Origin of the sequence: Exiguobacterium sp. FSL W8-0210 (assembly GCF_038006045.1) — a bacterium.
Taxonomy (GTDB): domain Bacteria; phylum Bacillota; class Bacilli; order Exiguobacteriales; family Exiguobacteriaceae; genus Exiguobacterium_A.
Genome location: NZ_JBBOUK010000001.1, coordinates 751011 through 774435, shown reverse-complemented (window position 1 = coordinate 774435; position 23425 = coordinate 751011). Strand labels below are relative to the sequence as shown.

Genomic DNA, 23425 nt, shown 5'->3' with positions numbered 1-23425 from the left:
TCAAAAGCGACCGTATGGATAGTGTAACACTTTTTGGAAACGTTTTCACCGAGTTTCTTTTTAACCGTTAACGATGACACCACCATTTAAGTGAAGGACCTGTCCTGTCATATAACTTGAATCGTTACAGGCGAGGAAGACATAAGCAGATGCCATCTCGGCCGGTTGCCCTGGACGATCCATCGGTGTATTCTTACCGAACGTCTTGACTGATTCATCCGGGAACGTCTCCGTGATGAGTGGTGTCCAAATCGGACCAGGCGCGACGGCGTTGACACGAATGCCCTCTTTTGCCAGATTCATTGAAAGACTCCGCGTGAAGCTAACGATTGCTCCTTTAGTAGCGGAGTAGTCGATCAATAATGCGTTCCCCTCGTATGCTGTCGAAGATGTCGTATTGATGATGGCAGAACCAAGTGAAAGGTGCGGTAAAGCAGCACGGGCAAGGCGCATCATTCCGAAGATATTTGTCTTAAACGTCTTCTCCATCGACTCATCCGTGATATCCTTCAGACTATCTTCTGGTTTTTGCATACTTGCATTGTTGACGACGATATCTAAGCGACCGAAATGGTCGATCGTTTTTTGAACAAGTGTTTCACAGTAGTCTGCGTCCCCAATATCTCCTTTAGAAAGTAGGACTTCGCCTCCTAATTCTTCAAGACGCGCTTTCGTTTCTTCTGCTCCCTCTTGATCGCCATAGAAAGCAATGACAACCTTTGCCCCTTCACGGACATAAGCAATCGAGACAGCACGACCGATTCCAGAATTGCCGCCTGTGACGATTGCGACCTTTCCTTCAAGCTTACCTGCTGCCTTATAATCATCACGCTCATAATAAGGTAACGGTTGTTCGTCCTCCGTCTTCGGTAATTGTTTTGAAATCTGTTCAAAATCGATAAAGTCCGTCAACGAACCTTCTAAAAAGTTATCTTTATTATAGCCCATGAAAAAAACTCCCCCTATGCTGTTGATAGAAGGAGTTTTCCCATAAAGACTTACGCTAAAACGTCTAGCACCTCATCAAGTTCGACGGCGCCGAAATATTTTTTCAATTCGTACCGACCGAGCACTTCGCGAAGAGACGCGCGATCATAACGTGTACCTTCAAGCGCCCGTGCGATTTCTTCCGCGTCCTCGACGCCAAAGAAGTCACCGTAAATCTTCGCTTCTTCAATGATGCCTTTTTTGACATTCAATCGGAAGTCAATCGTTCCAATCGGGAAACGTTTTTTTTGAATAACATCGAATTTCGGTGATTTTCCGAAATTCCATTCCCAGTTGCCATAACGTTCTGCCGAGATGGCACGTACTTTATCCCAGTCTTCTTCAGTTAAGATATACCGTTCAATCTCTTTCCCTTCATAGATCGAGGCAAGGAGATGATCGACGAATTGTTCCATCGTCAACGGTTCTGTCAGGAATTCCGAGATGTTCGCGACACGGCTCCGAACCGATTTAATGCCTTTGGAACGCATCTTCTCTTCACTGACGACAAGCGCATTGACGACTTCTTCGATGTTCGAATCGAGCATCAGCGTACCATGACTAAACATCCGTCCTTTTGTCGTGAACTGGGCATTCCCGCTGATTTTCCGGCTTCCGACATGAATATCGTTTCGTCCAGATAACTCCGCTTCGACACCGAGTTTATGCAGCGCTTGCACGACCGGCTCCGTGAACTTTTTATAGTTGTTGAACGAATCACCGTCATCTTTCGTCAAGAAACTGAAGTTCAAGTTTCCTTCGTCATGATACACAGCGCCACCGCCGGAAAGACGACGGACGACGTGGATGCCGTTTTCCTCGACATACTTCAAATTAACTTCTTCATTCGTGTTCTGGTTTTTTCCGACGATGATGGATGGACCGTTGATATAAAACAAGAAATAGTCTTCTTCATTGACGTTCAGGTTGTTCAAGATGAATTCTTCGACAGCGAGATTGATTCGCGCGTCGCGAATCTCAGGATGGAAGATGAATTTCATAAGGGTTTCGTGCTCCTTTGTGATGGAATCATAATGTGATCAGTTACAGCCGTCGACACCACACGCATCACCTTCAGCGATGATTTCAAGTGTTTGTTCCTGGCGGATCTTCGCGAAGACTTGTTCGAATGCTTCTACTGGTTGTGCGCCGGAAATAGCATATTTTCGGTCGAAGACGAAGAACGGTACACCACGAACACCAAGTTGTTGTGCCATCGCCTCTTCTTCTCGAACATCTGTCGCCAGTTCTTTTGATGCGAGAAACGCTGTGACATCTGCTTCAGCAAGTCCTGCTTCTACTGCGATCCGCGTCAGAATGGTTGGGTCATTCAAATCTTCTCCATTCATGAAATAAGCTGTGAACAAAGCTTCCGATACTGCATTCATCTTACCATGTTTTTTTGCAAATTGAGTCAGGCGATGAGCCTCGAATGTATTGGCTGGGATGACACGATCCATCTCGTAGTGCAAGCCTTCCTGACGTGCCGTATCAACGACACCTTGCGACATATTCCGTGCTTGTTCGAGAGTCGTCCCATATTTCGAAGCAAGAATTTCGTATAACCCTTGCGTCGGCACTGCTGGTGCATCTGGGTCAAGTTCAAAGCTTTTGAATTCGACCTCAATATCCAACTTTTCGTTCGCAATTGCTTGTTCTAAACGACGCTTCCCAATATAACAAAACGGACATGCATAATCCGACCATACTTCTACTTTCATCAGTGTTCTCTCCTTTTGTGCAGTTTCATACATTAAGCATAGTCGCCTCTAGACAGAGTTGCAATCTTTCCGCCCAGGTCGATTCAAATATGTTCAAAAAAAGAACCAAGATCGTTTTGATCTTGGTTCTTTAGTGCGTTCATCGCTTATTCTGTTACAAGCGCGTGTGCTGCATCTTCGATTTCGATATCGAGTTCTTTCGTATAAGCATCTGTTTGTTCTGCTGTCCAGTTCAAGACAGTTTTCATTTCTTCGATGACGGCATCTTTATGAGCACGAGCCCACGCGATGTCAAAGAAGACAGCACCTGTACGACGGATGAAGAAGTCGATCGGACGAGCGACCATTTCATGTTCGATGCTGTAGTGGAGTTGTGCATAGACAGAACGTGGAAGAGCTGTCGTTGCTGCATCGAATGCTGCTGCATATTCCAGTACTTTCGGTAAGTTCGAACCGTAGCGTTTTGCTAGGAATTGAACTTCTTCTGTCGTTAGACCGTTCGTTGCTGTTTGAGCTTTTAGGAATTCAGCAAATCCTTTTGCTCCGCCGACGTGTCCACCAGACATTGGCATGTTTTTCGTCGAGCAACGTGCGTACGCGACGTTTTCTTCTTTTTTCAAGAGTTTAGCGACGAGATCAACGACGTGCTCACCCATTTTACGGTATCCAGTCAATTTCCCACCCGCAATCGTAATGAGACCTGACTCAGACTGCCATACTTCATCTTTACGAGAGATTTCAGAAGGATCTTTTCCTTCTTCATAAATCAATGGACGTACACCAGCCCAGCTTGATTCAACGTCTTCTGCTGTCACTTTAACCTCTGGGAACATGTAGTGAATCGCGTCTAGGACGTAGTCTTGGTCTTCGACTGTGAACTTCGGATGTGCAGTATCTTTATCGAAGAACGTATCTGTCGTACCAACGTACGCTTTTCCATCACGTGGAATCGCGAAGATCATCCGACCGTCTGGTGTATCGAAGTAGACCGCTTGTTTGAGTGGGAATTTCGATTGATCGATGACGACGTGGACACCTTTTGTCAAACGAAGTTGTTTCCCGACTTTAGAGCCATCTTTTTCACGTAATTCATCAACCCATGGACCTGTCGCGTTGACGACTTTTTTCGCACGGATTTCATGTACGTCACCTGTCAAGAGGTCCGTCACACGCATGCCGACGACTTTTCCAGCATCGTAGATGATTTCTTCCGCTTTTGTATAATTGACGACGCGTGCACCGTGTTCAACCGCTTCTTTCATGACTTCGATTGTTAGACGGGCGTCATCTGTACGGTACTCAACGTAGTAACCGCCACCTTTAAGACCTTGTTGTTTGACGAGTGGTTCTTTTGCCAATGTCTCTTTCGCAGATAACATCGTCCGCCATTCCGAACGTTTAACACCTGCTAAGAAGTCATAAACACGAAGACCGATTGACGTACTGAACGGTCCGAACGTACCGCCTTTATGCATCGGAAGCAACATCCACTCTGGTGTCGTGACGTGTGGTCCGTTTTCGTAAACGATCGCACGTTCTTTACCGACTTCCGCGACCATCTGAACTTCGAATTGTTTTAAATAACGTAGACCACCATGGACTAATTTCGTTGAACGACTAGACGTACCGGACGCGAAATCCTGCATTTCGACGAGGCCAATCTTCATACCGCGTGACGCTGCATCGAGGGCGATCCCCGCACCTGTGATACCGCCACCTACGACGAGTAGATCGAGTTCTTCACGTGTTAATCGATTATAGACATCTGCACGGTTTTTGCTTGAAAATGGTTGGTTAGCCATGAATAGTTCCTCCTGTTTAGGTTCGAAAAAAAAGAGACCACAACAAACACGCTGACTATGTCAACTGCTGCTGTGGTCTCTCCATATTCTCCGACCGATTTATTAACTTGACCTTACTATAACATACATCACATCATTTGAACAACATCGTAGCTTGAACAGCTTTTTGCCATCCACCGTAGAGCGCATCCGTCTCTTCTTTTGCCATGCTTGGCTCGAAGCGACGTTCTTTTTTCCATTGCGTAGCAATTTGTTCACGGTTTTCAAAGAATCCGACAGCAAGACCTGCCAAGTAGGCTGCACCTAATGCCGTCGTCTCATTGATTTCCGGACGTTCGACCGGTGCTTGGATGATATCGCCCTGGAACTGCATCAAGAAGTTGTTTTTAACCGCTCCACCATCGACACGAAGTGTCTTCATCTCGATGCCTGAATCTTGTTCCATCGCAGATAAAACATCGCGTGTCTGATAAGCGAGTGATTCTAGTGTCGCGCGGATGAAGTGTTCTTTTTCCGTACCCCGTGTCAAACCGAAGACCGCACCTCGAACGTCTGATTCCCAGTAAGGCGTTCCAAGACCAACGAATGCTGGTACAACGTAGACACCGTCTGAAGACGTGACGCGTGTTGCGTATCCTTCTGATTCTTTGGCATCATCAATGAGACGTAAGCCGTCACGTAACCATTGAATCGCAGATCCTGCGACGAAGATACTTCCTTCTAAAGCATATTCGACTTTTCCATCGACGCCCCACGCGATCGTCGTCAGCAATCCGTGATCTGATTTCACAGCCTCTTCGCCTGTGTTCATCAACATGAAGCAGCCTGTACCGTATGTGTTCTTTGCCATTCCTGTGTCAAAACACGCTTGACCAAACAAGGCGGCTTGCTGATCGCCCGCTGCTCCAGCAATCGGAACTGATTCTCCGAAGAAGTGATACCCTGCTGTCTCTGCGTACACTTCAGAAGATGGTCGTACTTCTGGAAGCATCGCTTTCGGGACATCTAAGATGCCGAGTAACTCGTCATCCCATTTTAATTCATGAATGTTATACATCAACGTACGACTTGCATTCGAATAGTCGGTCACATGTGCTTTTCCGCCGGATAATTTCCAGATGAGCCACGTATCGATCGTACCGAACAATAGTTCACCACGTTCAGCACGTTCCCGTGCTCCTTCGACATGATCTAAAATCCATTTGACTTTCGTACCAGAGAAATAAGCGTCAATCAATAGACCTGTCTTCTCACGGAAGAGCTCGGCATGACCGGCTGCTCGAAGCGCTTCACAGATTTCAGCCGTTTGTCTCGATTGCCACACGACTGCATTGTGAATCGGTTTCCCTGTTTCTTTTTCCCAGACGACAGCTGTTTCACGTTGGTTCGTGATTCCAATACCAGCAATCTGCGATGGCTTTACGTTCGCCTCCGTCAGACAAGTCGCCACGACAGCAAGGACACTTCCCCAAATCTCGTTTGCGTTGTGTTCGACCCAACCTGGTTTCGGAAAATACTGCGTGAATTCCTGTTGTGCTGAATGGACGATCTCGCCGGCACGATTAAACAGGATCGCACGTGTACTCGTCGTTCCCTGATCCAATGACAAAATGTAGTTCTCCATCTCTTCCCCATCCTTTTGTATCTAAATAAGTTAAGCTGACTTTGACTCCACTGACGTTGTTTTGTTCGGACGAACACCGAATCTATAGCATAAGCCTAATATGACGATTGTCACAAGTCCTACAACCCAAAAAGCCGGTGTATCTTTTCCTGTGAAGACCGAACGATAAAACAATCCGCCAAGACTTCCACCGAGAACTGGTCCGAGAACCGGAATCCATGAGTATCCCCAGTTCGAAGATCCTTTTCCATGAATCGGTAAGATGAAGTGAGCGATACGTGGACCAAGGTCCCGCGCCGGATTCATCGCATATCCTGTCGTGCCTCCGAATGACATACCGAGGCTGACGATCAAGAAACCGACGATCAATGGATTTAAACCATCTGAGAACTTATTCGCTCCGATCGATAACAACCCGATGACAAGTAAGAATGTCGCAATCATTTCACTCATTAGATTGGCAAATGTATGTGGAATCGCTGGTGACGTCGCAAAGACGCCGAGTTTCGTTGCTGGGTCTTTCGTCTCCGCCCAGTGTGGTAAGTAATGAACGAAAACAAGACTTGCACCAAGTATCCCGCCGGCAATTTGAGCGACGATATAGCCTGGTACGTCCGCCCATGCAAATGAACCGTCAAAGGCTAAACCAAGCGTTACTGCTGGATTAAGGTGTGCTCCACTGAATTGACCGACGGCATACGCTGCAATCGCCACAGCAAAACCCCAGGCAAACGTGATGACGATCCAGCCTGCATCCTTCGCAAACGATTTCGTCAAACTAACGCCTGCACCAACACCGTTTCCAAGCGCGACAAGCAAGGCTGTACCTAAAAATTCCGCTAGTAAGGGTGACATGTGTATTCCTCCTTTTTGTTATGTGAAAAAAGCAACATAAAAAGGAGATCCACGTCAGTTCATGCTTGAATTTTCTTCAAGCAGGACTCACACGTGAATCTCCCTTTTCTCCGTCACTTTGTATCAACTTGATATCACTATAACAACCAGTGAAAACGCTGTCAAATAATCCGAATGATTTTCCTCACACCCCGATTAGGAGCGTGGTTCAAAATGACGCCACAAATCCTTATTCGATGTCGTGATACTTGAGGCACCTGCTTCAATCGCTTGTTCAACTTCCTCGACCGTATCGATGAGTCCTCCTGCAAAAATGAGACGTCCCGTCTTTTCTTTCACTTCTTGAATGTACTTTGGCATTAACCCTGGTAACACTTCGATGTAATCAGGTTGCGTCCGTTCCATAAGTTGATAACTCTTTTCGAGTGAACTCGAATCGAGTAAGAACATGCGTTGCATCGTCTTGACCTTTTTTTGACGTGCTTTCAAGATGACGCTTGCCTTCGTCGAAATGACACCATACGGTTTCAATTCTTGGCAGACGTATTCCGTTGCGTATTCATCATTTTTTAATCCTTGAACGAGATCCATGTGCAAAAACATTTTTTTGTCGTAACGATGCGCCATCTCGTAGACTGCTTTTAAACGCGATACGTGCATTTCGAGTAAGACCCCATATTCATATGGACTCTTCAGCATCTTTTCAAAGTCTTCTAATTTTCTAACGGAAGGCAGGATCTTCTGTCCAAAATATGTCATACGTTCTCCCCCTGATTCGTAATGTGTCCTAAGTATGTCGTGAAACATAAGGAATAGGCAATGCTCTTTTCATGAAAATAAGTGAAAAGAGCGCTACGATTAGGGTATAGCTTAACGAAACGATTTATTTTCAGGAGGTGAACGCGCAGTCCTACCGTCTGTGCACGTCAATGAGTCAGCAAAAACGGATTGTCATCTATTTATTTTCTATTTTAATTAACGCCTTAGGAAACAGCTTCATGGTGACCGCCTCGATCGGGAGTGCACCTTGGACTTCAGCGAGTGAAGCCGTCGCGGCAATCTCACCGTTAACCGTTGGACTAGCGATCATCGTCCTACATGTACTCGCCTTGATTGCAACACTCTTTCTCGGAAGCCGCTTCAGTTGGTGGACGATCGTCCTTAGTTTTGCACTCGTCGTCCTTTTCGGCGCCGCGATTGATTTCTTCTTATCGATCCATCAATTGATTTATACACCACAAGGATTGTGGATGCGCGCCGTGTACATGTTGATCGGCATGCCGTTGATTTCACTTGGACTCGCCCTCTATCTCCAAATCGGATTCGTATTGATGCCACCGGATTACTTGATGAAGTCACTCATCAGTCGTTTTAAAAGTACATCGCTCGGAGCAACGATCAGCCTCGGCATTCCTTTTGTGATTGCTTGCCTCTTTTCACTAATTGAACGCGAACTGATCGGCATCGGAGTCGGAACTTTCATTTTCCTCTTATTGAACGGTCCACTAATCGAATGGTTCCAGCAATTGTTCCCGATTACAGCACGTCCGCCTAAACGAACAAGTTCTTGAATACTGAAAAAGAGCTTCTGCTGATAGACGAATTTATCTATCAGCAGGAGCTCTTTCATTTACGTATATGATTTTCTTTGGAAGACAAGAATCGATGCACCTAACAAGACGATGATGTGTGCCAATACGAACAAGACGGAGAATGTCAAAGATGTTCCCATCGCTTCACTCGTACCATAGGTCATAGAATCCTTGAAATACATTGACCAGTCTAAATGCATGAATATGATCCACTTAGCGATTGCTGGCTTGAAGCCAATCAGTAAGTTACCCGCAATGCTCGTAAAGAACTGAGCCAGTACGGTGAAGCCGATGATCATTCCGACAGAACGGAATAACAATGAGAAGAATAACGTCATGAATATCGTAAAGATCGGACTGACAACTTCGACGATCGTATCTCGGAACAGAATTGGATCTCCTGCTTCTGAAAACGCAAATGAGCCTGCGTAGACGATCGCAGCGATGAACACGAATTGAAATAACATGATCAAAATCGAGAAGATCAATTTCGAGAAGTAAATCGTCATTCTGGAATACGGACTCATTAATAAGTGTTTCATCGTGTCATAACGTACTTCATTCCCGATGGCTTCTGCCGTGAAGACGATCGTGATGATACCTAACAAGGAAGTCAACAACAGGAATGTTAATGAATAATAATCATAACGTGTGAACTCAAAATCATTCGTCTTTGCAATGATGATAATACCAACTGCAATAACGACATATAGCGCTAAAACGATCTTCGCTTTTTTAGTCGTCCACCATTTCATCCATTCATTTTGTATGAGCGAAAACATGTGAATCCCCCTCTTTTTTCGTTACTTGCAGGAATTGTTCCTCGAGCGTCAAGCGTTTGACGGTCAATTCATGTAAATCGGCAATCGGTACGACGAGTCGCGCGATAGCTGGACACTCATTTTCCGGTGCGGTGATAATGATTTTATTCTCGAGTACTTCTGATGGGTAGTTTGCGACGCGAAGGGCATCCAGTACATCTGTCATTGCTTCTGCATTAACACGAAGAGCGATTTTCGCTCCGGTTTCATTACGAACGGACTCGACCGACTTGATGACACCCTGATCGATGATCGCGTAACGATCACTGATTTGTTCCATCTCACTCAACATATGGCTTGAAATTAAAATCGCGATATCTTGCTCACGCGCCATTTGACGTAAATATTCACGAAGCTCCGCAATCCCGGATGGATCCAGACCATTCGTTGGTTCATCTAAAATCAAGACGCGCGGGTTATGTAGCAAGGCACGAGCAATTCCGAGTCGTTGCTTCATTCCGAGTGAGTACTCTCCGACTTTTTTTGAAAGCTTTCCTTCAAGACCAACGAGTCGTGCTAGTGCATCATAATCAACTTGACCGAGTCCCGGAATGAGGTTTTTTGCATGAACCAAGTTTTGTTTTCCTGTCAGATAAGGATAAAACGCCGGATTCTCAACGATTGCTCCGATTTGCGTCAACGCTTTCGAACGCTCTTCTACGACATCAAATCCATTGACCGTGACTTTCCCTGCATCCTGCTCGAGTAGTCCCGTGATGATGCGAATCGTCGTCGTTTTCCCTGCTCCGTTCGGTCCGAGGAAGCCGAACACTTCTCCTGGCGATACCTCAAAACTGACGTCTTTTAAAATTTGCTCTTTCCCGAGACGCTTTGAGATATTTTCAATCTTTAACATCTGCTCTTCCTCCTCATTCATATTTTGTCTATGCTATTAGTGTACGTGATTTTAAAGGAAAAGTTCCATTCCTTACAAATATGTAATCTGATTCCAAATGAAACTCCTCAATACGATTAGTTCCGTGCGAAAAATAACTAAAGAATGGAGCCGCTAGATGATTATTTTTAAAGAAGTGACACGCGAACATTTTCCGATCATTCAATCGTTGTATGCGAGCGTTCCTGAATATGCGCTCTTAGAAGAACGAGTGCTTCCACTCTCTGATTCGACCTTACAGGAAGAGTATTTAAATCCAGATACCGTATCGCTGATTGGGTATGTGGACGGAGAACCTGTCTTACTGATTGACTACCTACCGAAGCACCCGAAAGACGGTACACCTTGGATCGGTCTATTCTTATTGGATGCTTCTCAGCACGGAACGGGAACTAGCAGTCGGTTACTATCCGCTTTTTGTGATCAATTCCTAAGTCAGGAATCTTACATTCATCTCGCAGTCTTACCTGATAATTTAAGGGCCCTACGCTTTTGGGAAAAACACGATTTCCACTACGTGCGAACGAGTCTCTCGAATCGTGAACAACTCGTAGACGTCTACGTGTATGATGTAAGTAAAAACAAATGAAAACGCATGAATGGAGTATCACACAATGTCCAGACCCTCACTTCGCTTTGATGTTTTATTGGCAGGATTGATTTCCCTGCTATTTTTTAGCATGACGCTCGGATTAACTTTCTTCATTAGTCAACATGCAACAAACCGACTCCAATCGGAAGTCGGGATGAATCTGTCAACGACCGCTCACCAACTATCTGATAAGCTTGATCATTACATGTGGTCACGTTATGCCGAAGTAAAATTGCTAGGTTCCTTATCAACAATCCAACAAACAGAACAAAAAGCAGAAACACGGCAGACACTCGAAGAGTTACAACGACAGATTCCTGACTTTTCTTGGATTGGTCGCTTAGATGCGGAAGGTAAAGTCGTTGCGTCAACGAACCAGATTCTTGAAGGAACGTCGATCAAGGAACGCCCTGTCTTCCAACAAGCCTTATCACAACCATTCATCGGGGATGTCCATGAAGCTGTCCTACTCGCAAAATTATTGCCGAACCCAAGCGGTGAGCCACTCCAATTCGTCGATATTAGTACACCTTTATATGATCAGGGTCGATTTTCTGGTGTCCTCGCAACACATCTCAGTTTCGAATGGGCAAAAGCGATCGAACAAAGCTTTCAGAGTGCTACTTCCTCTCTCCAACAAGTCGATGTGTTCATCGTTAGTCAAGATCGAAAGACGATTTTGCTTGGACCAAACGGATGGAGCGGTAAAACATTACCCGATAGCGTAACGTTGATGTCGAATGCTTCTGCGACCGCTTCCTGGCAAGGGAAAGAATTCGTCTCTAGTCAAAGTACGAGTCGCGGTTATAAGGACTACGACGGACTCGGGTGGACGGTTCTCGTGCGTCAACCGACTTCGATTGCCTTCGCTGATGCCGACGCTTTACGTCAAACGATTTTCATATCCGGATTGATTGCCTCTTTCATCACAGCCGTACTCGGATGGATGTTAGCGAAGTTATTGACACGACCATTATTAAAAATCACACATGCCGCCCAACAGATGCAGGATGATCCATCAAAATCACTTCCGAATCATCGTGGAATCCGAGAAATCGAGACACTGACGGATGCCTTACAGCAATTGATTCATCGCTTGCTACATACCGAACAAGAGAAATTGACGTTCGAACGCTTATCACAACGCGATAGCCTGACCGGTCTCGCGAACCGAAACGGTCTCGCTCAATACATCGAACAATTGCCTGTAGAAACACGTTCTATCTATCTTTGCCTTGATTTAGACGGCTTTAAAGCAGTCAATGATACGTATGGTCACGCCCTAGGTGATCTCTTGCTGATTGAGGTCAGTCAACGTCTCGAACAATTGCTTCCACCGGGTGGATTCGTGGCTCGTCTGGGCGGCGATGAGTTCATCATCGTCTTGACCACTCAATCCTTAACAGAAGCACGATACTTAGGTGAACAATGGATTGCTCACGTCTCGATGCCGTATCACTTAGAAGAACAAACCGTCCATATCGGGATGAGTATTGGGCTCGCCGAACAGGTGACAGGAGAATCACTCGAACAAGTCATGCATCGCGCTGATTTAGCGCTCTATCGTTCGAAGCAAAACGGCAGAGGATGTATGTCCGTTCATTGACCATTCAGGACGAAGGATTGACAAGCGCAGCTCTCCTCCGTAAGGTGAACGAGAAGCGTATAAATTTTCAACAAGGAGCTGTCAGCATGAATCAATGGACACGTGAAGCACGATATCGTCCCCTCTCGGATGTCGATCCGAGCGTCTACCAAGCGATGAAGGAAGAAGTTCGAACATCTCCTTGGCGATTTTCCTATCATATTCAACCACCAACTGGACTCTTGAATGATCCGAACGGTTTCGTCTATCACGACGGTCTCTATCATTTATTCTATCAATGGTTCCCCCTCGGACCTGTTCATGGGCTGAAGTACTGGTATCACATGACATCAAAAGATCTGGTACATTGGTTCGATGAAGGAGCTGCCTTGATTCCGAATGACGATCCCGATTCGCATGGTGCTTATTCCGGTAGTGGCTTCATTAAAGATGATCAAGTGCACATCATGTATACTGGCAATAAACGGGATGCCGATTGGAATCGCCATACGAGTCAAATCGTCGGACATCTTCGCTCCGACGGACGAATCGAAAAACATTTACCACCTGCTATCCCAAACGTTCCTGAAGGATATACGGAACATTTCCGTGATCCGAAAGTCTTCCAAGATGCATCGGGTACCTGGTACTGCATCATTGGTGCACAGCGCATTGACTTGACGGGTTGTACTGTCATCTATCAGTCTCAAGATGCAGAGCACTGGACATTCCTCGGTGAATTACAGACGAACAATCCAACATTCGGTTATATGTGGGAATGTCCTGATTATTTTGAACTCGATGGAAAAGGTGTTTTCCTCTTTAGTCCTCAAGGGATCGAACCGGATGGTACGAACTATCAAAATATCTTCCAGTCCGGTTATTTCATCGGTGAACCGTTAGCTTTACCCGACTTAACATTCACACACGAATCGTTCCAAGAACTCGATTTCGGATTTGACTTCTACGCGCCACAAACAACTGAAGCGGCAGATGGTCGACGGATTCTTGTTGGTTGGATGGGGTTACCGGATATTAGTTATCCTTCTGACATCTATAACTGGGCACATGCTTTGACATTGCCACGTGAATTAACGATCGAACAGGGACAACTTCGTCAACGACCTGTCCGTGAACTGACACAGCTACGAAAAGAGACACTGTTTGACGAAACGATTCTTTTCGAGCAAGATGTGACGATTGCGGAAGCCGAGATTTTCGAACTCATGATGACAGACTTGAAGCTGTCGTCCGACTCGTTCCGCTTCTCGATTCGTCAAGACGCTACAGAAGAGACGGTATTCCACTACGATGCTGTATCACGTCAATTTACGATCGATCGAAGCCGTTCAGGTGCGGAAGTACCTGCTGAAACATTTGGTACATCGCGGTCGACTGTCCTTACAAAAGACTTGCATACATTACGTTTGTTCGTAGATCGTTCTTCATTTGAACTTTTCCTGAACGATGGAGAAGCCGTTGCATCTGGACGCATCTTCCCGAAAGCATCCAGTCGTGGGATCGCCTTCTCTGGTGAAGCGACTGCCCATCTATCCATTTTTGATTTATCTTAAATGAACAAAAAGCATTTTCCTGAATAGAATCAGGAAAATGCTTTTTTAATTCAATGCTTCAATCGCAGTTCTTTTTCTAAATCAAATGCAAGGATGTGTTGCTCCCCAATCGGACCCATGACGGACTGTAACGTATCGACGTATCCCGTCTTGAAATACAATGATTTTGCAGCAATATTCTTTTTATTGACCGCTAGTGTAATCGCTGTGACTTCTGGAAAATGATGATGCACGAACTCTGGCAACTGCATCATTGCCTCTTTCGCATATCCTTGGTGCTGATGGCGTGCATCAATGGAAAAGGCACGTAATAGGACACTTTGTTCATGTGTTCGATGTGTTTTAGGGGGGTTAAGATGAAGAATAAAAAATCCGACGACGAGCTCGTCTTTTTTGATGACAACCGGGAATTTATCTGGATGGGCAACTGCATCTGTGACGACATCCGTCGGAAAAGAAGTAAACTGGACTTGTTCTTCCGGAAGAATGAACGCATCACATTGTTCATAATGTTCATTCGTATACATGTGTAATTTCACTACAGACATTCTCATTCCGCCTTCCCTCTTTGTACAGGACAAGAGAGTACTCTCTTACATCTATTCCCATTTTAATGTTTTTTTATCCATTTGCCTAGTCTTTTAGGGTACTCGTCTTACATAACATCCAATAGGCTCTTGTCTCTTTATTCCACGGTTCTTCTTTCCGTAATCCAATCCTGACACTAAAAATGATACACTAGGGAAAGTTCGATTATTGGACGAGAAATAAATACGCTCGAGGTGAACTGTATCATGCATGAAGATTTTTTCGAACAGATGGAGCGATTGACCGGTATTCAACTGAATCCTGTCCAACAACAGGCAATCGAACATGACCATGGTCCGTTGCTGTTACTCGCCTCACCCGGCTCTGGAAAAACAACGACGCTTAATTTTAAGATTGCCTATTTGATTTTACAAAAAAAGATCGAACCACATCGTATTTTAGGGCTGACCTTCAGTAAGGCAGCAGCTCGCGAGATGGCGGATCGTTTTTATCATCTATTTCACGAATTAATTGGAACGACAGCGGCATTCTCGACGATTCATAGCTTTGCTTTTCAAGTCGTTCGGGATCATACATCCCAGCAACGTCTCTCCTATACGATCATTGAGGGACCAATGGATCAACAACATCCGAATGCGCCACATAAACGTATGTTACTCCGGCGTATTTTCCAGGAAATTAATCGGAGTGTCATTACCGACGACCAGATGGATGAGTTATTACGAATGATTTCCTTCGTCAAGAACCGTCTTCTTTCTTTAAAGGAAATCAAGGCAGTACCGACGACGATCAAACATTTCCCTGATATCTATGTCGCGTATGAACAATTCAAGTCGCGTGATCCCTTACATCCGTTACTCGACTTTGATGATATGTTGACGTATGCGAATACGATTTTGGAGCAAGACCGTCGTCTGTTGCAACATTATCAGCGTCGCTTTGACTATATCCTAACGGATGAGAGCCAGGATACGTCACTCGTTCAACATCAATTGGTCGAAAAGTTAGCCTTACCGCATAACCGACTCTGTGTCGTTGCAGACGATGATCAGACGCTATACAGCTGGCGTGGCGCGGACGCTTCTAAAATTTTGCACTTCAAAGATACGTATCCGAATGCGACGATTCTTTACATGGAACAAAATTATCGTTCGTCTCAAGACATCGTATCCGTCGCGAACCAATTCATTCAGCGCAATAAAGCACGCTATCCGAAACAGATGTTCACGGAGAACGCTGCTGTTCGTCCGATCATCTTAGAGACGTTACCAACTTACGAGGATCAGACCCGCTATCTGTTGAATCAACTACGGACAGAGACGAATTACCGCGAAGTGGCCATCTTATATCGCAACAATGCTTCTTCGATCAACGTCATGAATGCGTTGGATCAAGCAAATATTCCGTTTTATATTAAGGATGTCGATCATAAATTCTTCAGTCATTGGATTTTGAAGGATATCTTAAACTTCATGACATTCGCACAAGATCCGACAGATATCGATGTGTTAGCAACTATTCATACGAAATTCGCCGGGTACATTTCAAAAGCGCAACTTTCTCAATTGCAACAGTTCGGCACGGGTGAATCTGTATTTGATCTACTCATAAACAAAATCGAGATGAAGTTTTATCAAAAGAAACAACTTCAACAAATGAAGCGCACGTTCGCTTCCATTCAGACCGTTCGACCGTCTGCTGCCCTCTCATTGATTCGTCATGAACTGGGCTACGAAAAGAATTTGCGGAAAATGAGTGAGAGTCTCGGTTTTAGTCTCGATCACCTGCTTGAGACATTAAATACGATCGATAACATCGCAAGTGATGTACCGACGTTACTCGCCTTTCGTGAGCGGATCGCGCATCTCGAACAGTTGATGCGTGATGCGAAACAAAACAAAAATCAAAATGCGGTCACCCTTTCGACCTTTCACAGTGCAAAGGGGCTTGAATTTGATCGCGTCTTTATGATTGATCTCGTTGCTGGTATTCTTCCATCGGCTGACACGATCAAGGCGTACAAGAATGGACAACTCGATGATATGGAAGAAGCAGCACGCTTGTTTTACGTCGGGATGACACGGGCACGACACGAACTGCATCTCCTGTCTTATCGTTTTAAATCGAAATCGTTCGATGTCTCACCATTCGTCGAAGACGTTCATCGTCTTGTTACACCGGATTCCGCAAAACGAAAAATAGAACGCCAACGTCCTGCCATTGCAGCGCGAGCGAAAGTTCCTCCACTTCCGATCACTGAGAACATGCGTGTATCGCATACAGCATTTGGTCCCGGAACCGTTTTGCACATGGTTGACGACGTGCTAGAAATTTCATTTGATCAAGGAATGAAAAAACAGCTTTCGTTACAAGTCTGCTCCGAAAATGCATTACTCGAAATTTTATGAGCCAAAAAAGCCTGTTTCACATAAATATGTGAGACAGGCTTTTGGTATATATCAGTTTTTAGGTGATGACTCATTTTGACGAATCAAGGCATCTCTGATTTCTGTCAATAGTTTTTCTTCTGTCGTTGGTACCGCTTCTTCTTCGACGACTTCTTCCTTCTTCCGGAACGAAGTGATTCCTTTGACGAAGATGAACAAAGCAAAGGCAATCAATAAGAATTCGATACTCGCCTGAAGGAACTGACCGTACTGTAATTTTGCATTTCCGACCATGATTGATAATCCTTTGACATCAATACCACCGATGATGATACCGATCAACGGCATGAAGACGCTGTCGACGAGTGATTTGATAATCCCGCTGAACGCAGCACCGAGAATGACTCCGACCGCTAAATCGATCACATTGCCTCGAAAAGCAAACTCCTTAAATGCCTTAAACATGAAACGTCCCCCTTACCAAGCACGGGACGCCAGTTGCTGAATCGCATATCCGACGCCGTGCTCATCGTTTATTTTCGTCACATGATGCGCAATCGCTTTTGCTTCATCATGACCATTCCCCATCGCAATCGCCTTTCCAGCAACCTTAAACATGGGAAGATCGTTCAGATTATCACCGATGACAGCGACTTGTTCGATCGGCACACCAAGGTGGTCCGCGAGGATTTTAACTGCCGTTCCTTTATCGGCACCGACTGCCATGACTTCGATGTTATCGTGTCCTGACGACGTGACATAGACACCCTCGACTTTCTGCTCGATTTCCTGCCAGATTGTTTTCATCAATTCTTGATCAAATGAGAACGAAATGAACTTGAATACTTTTCCCGCTTGATTACGAATGTATGACCGGAATCCATCAATCATCTTGACGTCTTCGTGGACATAATAGCGATCGTGGAAGAAATCAAGCACTTGTTTTGCCCGATCACTTTCTTCACTTAATTCTTTTAACGAATCGTAGGCTGCATCAATCGTCGCTCCTTGCGCTGTCACGAGTCCTTGATCACAGAACATCTCGAAGAAGACTTCGTACTGGCTAATGATGCCGTAAATTTGCTGTGCTTGTTCTGTCGTCAGAGTCGTCGCACTCAACTCTTCTCCATCGACGGTCATCACACGTGCCCCGTTTGAAGCAATGATTGGACAGTGGATTCCTGCGGCATCCGTCAATTCTTTAGCATTTAAGTAATTACGTCCTGTTGCAATTGCAAACTCGACACCTTGTTCGCGTGCTGCTTCAATTGCCTGAATCGTCTCCGGCTCTATTCGTTGTTTGCCCGAAAGAACGGTACCATCCATGTCTGATACGAGTAATTTGATTGGATTTGCCATCGTCTTCACTCTCCTCTTTTTCTATTTCCATACTACTATACCATTTTTCACATTTTGACTGGTCGTAAACACGGTTTACAAAATCGGTGACAACAAACGCGAAATACTTTCCTTGAATTTGATCATTCTTGAACGCGCAACATACGACTCGACCGTCATGAGCTTTGATACCTCACAATCGGCTAAGAAGAGCCGTTCTAGTTCAATCGCTACTGCCTGGTCATAAACGATTGTATTCATTTCGAAGTTTAAACGAAAACTTCGCGCATCGATATTCGTTGTTCCGACCGAAGCAATTTCTCCATCGACGACGATTGTCTTCGCATGCAAAAATCCAGGTTCATACGTGTAGATTTTAGCTCCGTAAGATAGCAGTTCCCCTACAGCAGCAGTCGTTGCCCAGTAAACAAATGGATGGTCCGGTTTGTTCGGAATCATAATGCGTACTTCCACTCCGGACAGAAGGGCTGCCTTACATGCATCTAAATAACTCGTGTCTGGAATGAAATAAGGCGATTGGATATAAATCGTCCGTTTTGCTTCGTTGATCATCTTGATTAAGGCAAGCTTCAAATACTCTGAACGGGAATCCGGACCCGATGTGACGATTTGCATCGGTAATATATCCTGAATCCTATGCGTTCCATAGTAAAACAAAGATTTTTCCGTATAGACGTCACTTGCTTGGTTCCAGTCGAGAATAAAGCGGTCGAGTTGATCATGAACGACGTCACCTTCCAAGCGAAAATGTGTATCCCGCCAGTAGCCGAACTTTTCATCGATACCGAGATATTCCGTACCAACGTTGAAGCCACCAATATAGCCGATTCGACCGTCAATGATACAGGATTTACGGTGATTGCGGTTGTTCAATCGAAAATTAACGAATCCAATCGTCGACGGGAAAAAGGCAAACACTTCTCCTCCGTGTGCGAGTAAATCCTTAAAATCCGTCCGTTTGAGACTTCGTGATCCGACAGCATCATACAATAGACGTACTTTGATTCCACGACGGGCACAATCGGTCAATGTATCGATCAATGCTAACCCGAGACGATCTTTCTGAATGATGTAATATTGGATATTCACTTCATGCTCTGCCTGGCGGATATCTTGAATCATCCGATTGAACTTCTGCTCGCCATCCGAAAGAATCTGCAGTTGATTCGAGAGACTGAGCAGGGAACCGTTCGACATCAGGTTCATCCGAATCATATCACGATGCTTTTGAATCATCGGGTGCCGTCCCATCGTTACAAGTTCTTTTTTCTGTAAGGCGATCCGTCTATCCTGTTCCAGTTGTTCTTCATCCGTGACACGATAAAAATTCGTTTTTTTCAACAATCTTCCGAAAAACAGATAGACGAGAAATCCAACGAGCGGAACGAAATACAAGATGAATACCCATGCCCACGTCGCACCAATATCGCGCCGCTCGAGAAAAATAACCGTCAGGACAGCCAAGATATTCATGATAAGCAATCCGTAGACGATGATGATCGTGAACGTACTCCATACTTCCACCATACGATTCCCTCCCGCTTCAACGGTATTCTTCAATTTTGATTCCTCAGTCTCTTATTCCCGTTTCCTTCCGTGTCATTCTTCTGAAGACAAAAAAACCTTTTTGAAGCACTGCTAGCTTCAAAAAGGTTTAAGTGTGTCATGATTCTTTGCATGGTTCCAGTTGTTGTAACGCCATTTGTTCAAGCGTCGCTTTGACACCTGCTACACAGTCTGGCAATCCAACACCATCATAGGCGAGTCCGGCTAAATGAATGTGCGGATAATGAGAAGCGACGATTTCTCGCACTTCTTGAATCCGCTGTGCATGTCCTACCGTATAGGCCGGTAAGCCGTCTAAGAGACGACTGATGACGACACGTTCCGGTTGCAAGGGACGATCACAGATGTTTTCAAGATCTTCTAAGACGACGCGTTCAATCACTTCGTCTGATTCACGAACGAGTGCATCTTTTCCGGGGCGTCCGATGAAGGCACGAAGCACGGTATGATTCGGTGCTGCATGATTCCACTTTTGATCAATCGCCGTGCATGCTGTAATTGAATACGGCGCCCGACGGTTGACGATGAATCCCGTTCCATCAATCGGTAACGCAGTTTCCTTATCGAAAATCAACGTGACCGTCGCCGTCGAGTGTGTTGAAAGGTTCGCAAGCCCTGGAAGCGTCGCATCTGGTAACAGGGACACGACTTGGCGATGCGGAATCGTCAACAAAATATCATCGGCATATTCTGGACCATGATCCGTTTCGAGACGATATCGCCCGTCTTCTTCCCGTTCAATGGAGCGAAGCGGTGTCTCAAGACGAATCTCTGTCCGTTCGAGCACCTCTTCTAAACGCTCGACGAGAGACTCGAGTCCAGTAGCAAGTGATAGGAATTGACCTGTCGCTTTGAGCGTCGGACCTTGTTGTTGATCAAGCGGACGCATGAGGCGCATCCCTTCGAACAAGCTTCCAGCCTTTTGCTCATTCGCAACGAATTGCGGGTAGGTCGCAAACGTACTCATCCGGTCGATATCACCCGCATAGATGCCTGAAAGAAGCGGTTCGATCAACTTCTCGACGAGCGCATCTCCAAGACGCGGACGCAGGTATTCCCCTAATGGAATGTCTGTTTCCGGAATCGTCAAATCAGGAGCAGGGTGAAGCAAGCGTTCTGTCACCTCTGCCTTTTCTTCTTCCGTCAGTAGAGACGTCTCTGCGAATAACTCTAAATCGGTCGGGATGCCCATGACGGCACCTTTTGGAATCGGGTGGAGACCGCGCGCATCCAAGATATACGCTTGCGACGTGTTATTGCGAACGAGTTGCTCCCCTAATCCAATCTCTTCGATGAGATCCGTCAACACGTGTTTCCGTGCGACGTATGAATCCGGTCCCCGCTCGATCGTCAATCCTTCGTCCCGATATGTCGCCACCTTACCACCGAGACGACCCTCTGCCTCGAGTAACGTGATGTTCATCTCTGGAAACTGCTTCTCTGCATAATAGGCGGCTGCAAGTCCTGATATACCACCGCCCACGATGACGAGACGTTTACTGGACATAACTACCCACCTGTTTCGCGACGGCTTCCGTGACAGCTTTCATGAAAGCTGGATCCGCGTTTGGCATGACAGGTCGCGCATAATGAATTCCGAGTTCGTCGCAGACGACTTTACACTCGTAATCATTATCGAACAATACTTCTAGGTGATCGGCAACGAAACCAACGGGTACGTAGACGAATGCTTCGTATCCTTTTTCTTCGTAGACGTCACGTGTCAAATCCTGAACATCTGGTCCAAGCCATGGTTCTGGCGTTTGTCCAGCCGATTGCCAGCCTGTGATCATATGCGGTACACCAGCACGTTGCGCGATCAATTCAGCTGTTTCCTTCAATTGCTCTGGGTATGGATCACCGTTTGCAATGATTTTTTCAGGTAGACTGTGTGCTGAAACGACGAGAACGGCTTTCTCTTCAGATACTGGTAAAGCGTCGAACGTCTTGCGAATTTCTTTACCCCACCAATCGAGAAACGCTTCTTCTTTGTACCACGATTCGACGGATGCGAGACGGATACCGTGTTGGTCCGCGACTTCCTTCGCACGACCGTTATATGAACGGATACTGAACGTCGAATAGTGTGGTGCTAAAACGACTGTGACTGCTTCCGTAATGCCGTCTTTTGCCATTTGCTCGACAGCATCCTCAACGAATGGCTCGATGTGTTTCAGACCAAGATAGAGTTTGAACTCGATTTCACCAGCATATTTCTCAGACAGTTGACGGTGTAGCTCTTCAGCCTGATCAATCGTGACTTGTGCGAGTGGTGAGACACCACCGATGGCTTCGTAACGTTCCGTTAACTCTGCCAATGCTTCTGGAGACGGTTTGCGTCCGCGACGAATGTGCGTATAATAACGCTCGATATCTTCTGGTTTATATGGCGTACCGTACGCCATAACAAGTAGTCCTAACGTCTTCATTTTCCTACCTCCATTTTTTCTTTCGAATAATCATGGATAAATGCAGTCAAACGTTTCAATACTTCTGGATCGACTTCCGGGAAGATGCCGTGACCGAGGTTAAAGATAAATCCTGGTTGCTTCATTCCCATATCGAGAATTTCCTTCGTTTTTGCTTCAAGGATTTCCCATGGTGCTAACAGATAAGACGGGTCGAGGTTTCCTTGGACAGGTTTCGTCAGTCCACGCTCACGTGCTTCGTCAATCGACAAACGCCAATCAAGTCCGACGACGTCTAACGGTAAACTGTGCCATTCCTCTGCCAAGTGACTCGCTCCTACACCGAACATGATCATCGGCACGCCTGTATCTTTTAATTCTGTGAAAATGCGTTCCATCGTTGGCTTGATGTAACGGACATAATCTTTCCGGCTCGTCGTTCCGACCCATGAATCAAAGATTTGGAACGCTTGGATTCCTGCATCCACTTGTGATTTGATGTAATCGATGACCATGTCACCTAGTTTCTCCATTAAGGCATGCCATACCTCAGGTTGTCCATACATCAATGCTTTCGTTTTATGGTATCCCTTCGAAGGACCACCTTCAATCATATAGCTCGCAAGCGTGAATGGTGCCCCGGAAAAACCAATCAACGGTACTTCGAGTCGTTCCCGTAACAAACGAATCGTTTCATAGATATATGGAATATCTTCACGGTTAAATGGTTGTAATGCTTCAACATCTGCCATCGTGCGGATCGGGTTCGCGATGACTGGACCGATACCACTCTTGATTTCGACGTCAACGCCCATCGATGGAAGTGGCGTCATGATGTCTTTATACAGAATCGCTGCATCGACCCCTAATTGTTTTACAGGTAGTTCTGTCACATATGCGCCTAGTTCCGAGTCATGTGTGATCTCGAAAAGCGTCCGTGTCTTCTTGATTTCACGATATTCCGCTTGATAACGACCTGCTTGTCGCATGTACCAGACGGGAACGTGATCAATTTGCTCGCCACGGATCGCCCGCAAAAACGTATCATTGAATTTCTTCATCATAACTACCCCTTTATACTCGTTCTAACGCCCCAAAAAAACGTACG

The 23425-nt window shown here is 45.6% G+C and carries 21 protein-coding genes; 5 read left to right on the top strand and 16 right to left on the bottom strand.

Annotated features, from left to right (window positions below):
- Positions 1 to 60: 60 nt before the first annotated feature.
- From MKY22_RS04050 to MKY22_RS04020, 7 genes are all read right to left on the bottom strand, one after another.
- Entirely contained in the window at positions 61 to 948 is an 888-nt protein-coding gene (locus MKY22_RS04050) for a glucose 1-dehydrogenase (RefSeq protein ID WP_035409372.1), read from the bottom strand.
- Positions 949 to 998: 50 nt separating this feature from the next.
- The gene (locus tag MKY22_RS04045; protein WP_214856732.1) at positions 999 to 1988 is read right to left on the bottom strand and encodes a lipoate--protein ligase; all 990 of its coding nucleotides are present in this window, start codon (positions 1986 to 1988) and stop codon (positions 999 to 1001) included.
- 39 nt (positions 1989 to 2027) lie between these two features.
- Positions 2028 to 2708: a DsbA family oxidoreductase gene (locus MKY22_RS04040; protein ID WP_341086830.1), complete on the bottom strand. Its 681-nt coding sequence runs from the start codon at positions 2706 to 2708 to the stop codon at positions 2028 to 2030.
- Between the two features lie 146 nt (positions 2709 to 2854).
- The gene (locus MKY22_RS04035; RefSeq protein WP_341086827.1) at positions 2855 to 4510 is read right to left on the bottom strand and encodes a glycerol-3-phosphate dehydrogenase/oxidase; all 1656 of its coding nucleotides are present in this window, start codon (positions 4508 to 4510) and stop codon (positions 2855 to 2857) included.
- A gap of 133 nt (positions 4511 to 4643) precedes the next feature.
- Positions 4644 to 6134, bottom strand: a complete 1491-nt coding sequence (gene glpK / locus MKY22_RS04030) for a glycerol kinase GlpK (RefSeq protein ID WP_341086825.1) — start codon at positions 6132 to 6134, stop codon at positions 4644 to 4646.
- A 30-nt stretch (positions 6135 to 6164) separates the two neighbouring features.
- Positions 6165 to 6989 (bottom strand): MIP/aquaporin family protein, encoded by an 825-nt coding sequence (locus tag MKY22_RS04025; RefSeq protein WP_029340954.1) that lies wholly within the window; start codon positions 6987 to 6989, stop codon positions 6165 to 6167.
- Positions 6990 to 7184: 195 nt separating this feature from the next.
- Positions 7185 to 7748: a glycerol-3-phosphate responsive antiterminator gene (locus tag MKY22_RS04020; RefSeq protein WP_214728716.1), complete on the bottom strand. Its 564-nt coding sequence runs from the start codon at positions 7746 to 7748 to the stop codon at positions 7185 to 7187.
- 170 nt (positions 7749 to 7918) lie between these two features.
- Between MKY22_RS04020 and MKY22_RS04015 the strand changes: the two genes are divergently transcribed.
- Positions 7919 to 8560 (top strand): YczE/YyaS/YitT family protein, encoded by a 642-nt coding sequence (locus tag MKY22_RS04015; RefSeq protein WP_029340953.1) that lies wholly within the window; start codon positions 7919 to 7921, stop codon positions 8558 to 8560.
- Between the two features lie 59 nt (positions 8561 to 8619).
- Here MKY22_RS04015 and MKY22_RS04010 read toward each other — a convergent pair whose 3' ends face one another.
- Positions 8620 to 9363 (bottom strand): ABC transporter permease, encoded by a 744-nt coding sequence (locus MKY22_RS04010; RefSeq protein ID WP_341086822.1) that lies wholly within the window; start codon positions 9361 to 9363, stop codon positions 8620 to 8622.
- On the bottom strand, positions 9341 to 10258 hold the full coding sequence (locus tag MKY22_RS04005) for an ABC transporter ATP-binding protein (RefSeq protein ID WP_290779699.1): 918 nt from the start codon (positions 10256 to 10258) through the stop codon (positions 9341 to 9343). The genes MKY22_RS04010 and MKY22_RS04005 overlap by 23 nt, the downstream gene beginning before the upstream one ends.
- A gap of 157 nt (positions 10259 to 10415) precedes the next feature.
- Between MKY22_RS04005 and MKY22_RS04000 the strand changes: the two genes are divergently transcribed.
- From MKY22_RS04000 to MKY22_RS03990, 3 genes are all read left to right on the top strand, one after another.
- Positions 10416 to 10886, top strand: a complete 471-nt coding sequence (locus MKY22_RS04000; RefSeq protein WP_290779696.1) for a GNAT family N-acetyltransferase — start codon at positions 10416 to 10418, stop codon at positions 10884 to 10886.
- Positions 10887 to 10911: 25 nt separating this feature from the next.
- Positions 10912 to 12495, top strand: coding sequence for a sensor domain-containing diguanylate cyclase (locus MKY22_RS03995; protein ID WP_341086821.1), 1584 nt, complete (start codon positions 10912 to 10914; stop codon positions 12493 to 12495).
- 86 nt (positions 12496 to 12581) lie between these two features.
- Positions 12582 to 14048 carry a glycoside hydrolase family 32 protein gene (locus MKY22_RS03990; protein ID WP_341086820.1) on the top strand — a complete coding sequence of 489 codons (1467 nt, stop codon included), beginning with the start codon at positions 12582 to 12584 and terminating at the stop codon, positions 14046 to 14048.
- A 50-nt stretch (positions 14049 to 14098) separates the two neighbouring features.
- Here the strand turns inward: MKY22_RS03990 and MKY22_RS03985 are convergent, their stop codons facing one another.
- On the bottom strand, positions 14099 to 14596 hold the full coding sequence (locus tag MKY22_RS03985) for a GNAT family N-acetyltransferase (protein WP_341086819.1): 498 nt from the start codon (positions 14594 to 14596) through the stop codon (positions 14099 to 14101).
- A 246-nt stretch (positions 14597 to 14842) separates the two neighbouring features.
- Here MKY22_RS03985 and MKY22_RS03980 point away from each other — a divergent pair, with 246 nt between their 5' ends.
- Positions 14843 to 17005, top strand: coding sequence for an ATP-dependent helicase (locus tag MKY22_RS03980; protein WP_341086818.1), 2163 nt, complete (start codon positions 14843 to 14845; stop codon positions 17003 to 17005).
- A 51-nt stretch (positions 17006 to 17056) separates the two neighbouring features.
- Here the strand turns inward: MKY22_RS03980 and mscL are convergent, their stop codons facing one another.
- The 6 genes from mscL to hemE all read right to left on the bottom strand — a co-directional run bounded on the left by mscL (position 17057) and on the right by hemE (position 23381).
- Positions 17057 to 17449: a large-conductance mechanosensitive channel protein MscL gene (gene mscL, locus MKY22_RS03975; protein ID WP_035409394.1), complete on the bottom strand. Its 393-nt coding sequence runs from the start codon at positions 17447 to 17449 to the stop codon at positions 17057 to 17059.
- Between the two features lie 12 nt (positions 17450 to 17461).
- Positions 17462 to 18343, bottom strand: a complete 882-nt coding sequence (locus tag MKY22_RS03970; protein WP_214747401.1) for a Cof-type HAD-IIB family hydrolase — start codon at positions 18341 to 18343, stop codon at positions 17462 to 17464.
- A 75-nt stretch (positions 18344 to 18418) separates the two neighbouring features.
- A complete protein-coding gene (gene cls / locus MKY22_RS03965) occupies positions 18419 to 19870 on the bottom strand; it encodes a cardiolipin synthase (protein ID WP_214747398.1) in 1452 nt (483 codons plus the stop codon).
- Between the two features lie 136 nt (positions 19871 to 20006).
- Complete coding sequence (gene hemG / locus MKY22_RS03960) at positions 20007 to 21416, bottom strand: protoporphyrinogen oxidase (protein WP_290715886.1); 1410 nt, start codon at positions 21414 to 21416, stop codon at positions 20007 to 20009.
- On the bottom strand, positions 21406 to 22338 hold the full coding sequence (gene hemH / locus MKY22_RS03955) for a ferrochelatase (protein WP_064300380.1): 933 nt from the start codon (positions 22336 to 22338) through the stop codon (positions 21406 to 21408). The genes hemG and hemH overlap by 11 nt, the downstream gene beginning before the upstream one ends.
- On the bottom strand, positions 22335 to 23381 hold the full coding sequence (hemE, locus tag MKY22_RS03950) for a uroporphyrinogen decarboxylase (protein ID WP_341086810.1): 1047 nt from the start codon (positions 23379 to 23381) through the stop codon (positions 22335 to 22337). Before hemE ends, hemH begins: the two co-directional genes overlap by 4 nt.
- Between the last annotated feature and the right edge of the window lie 44 nt (positions 23382 to 23425).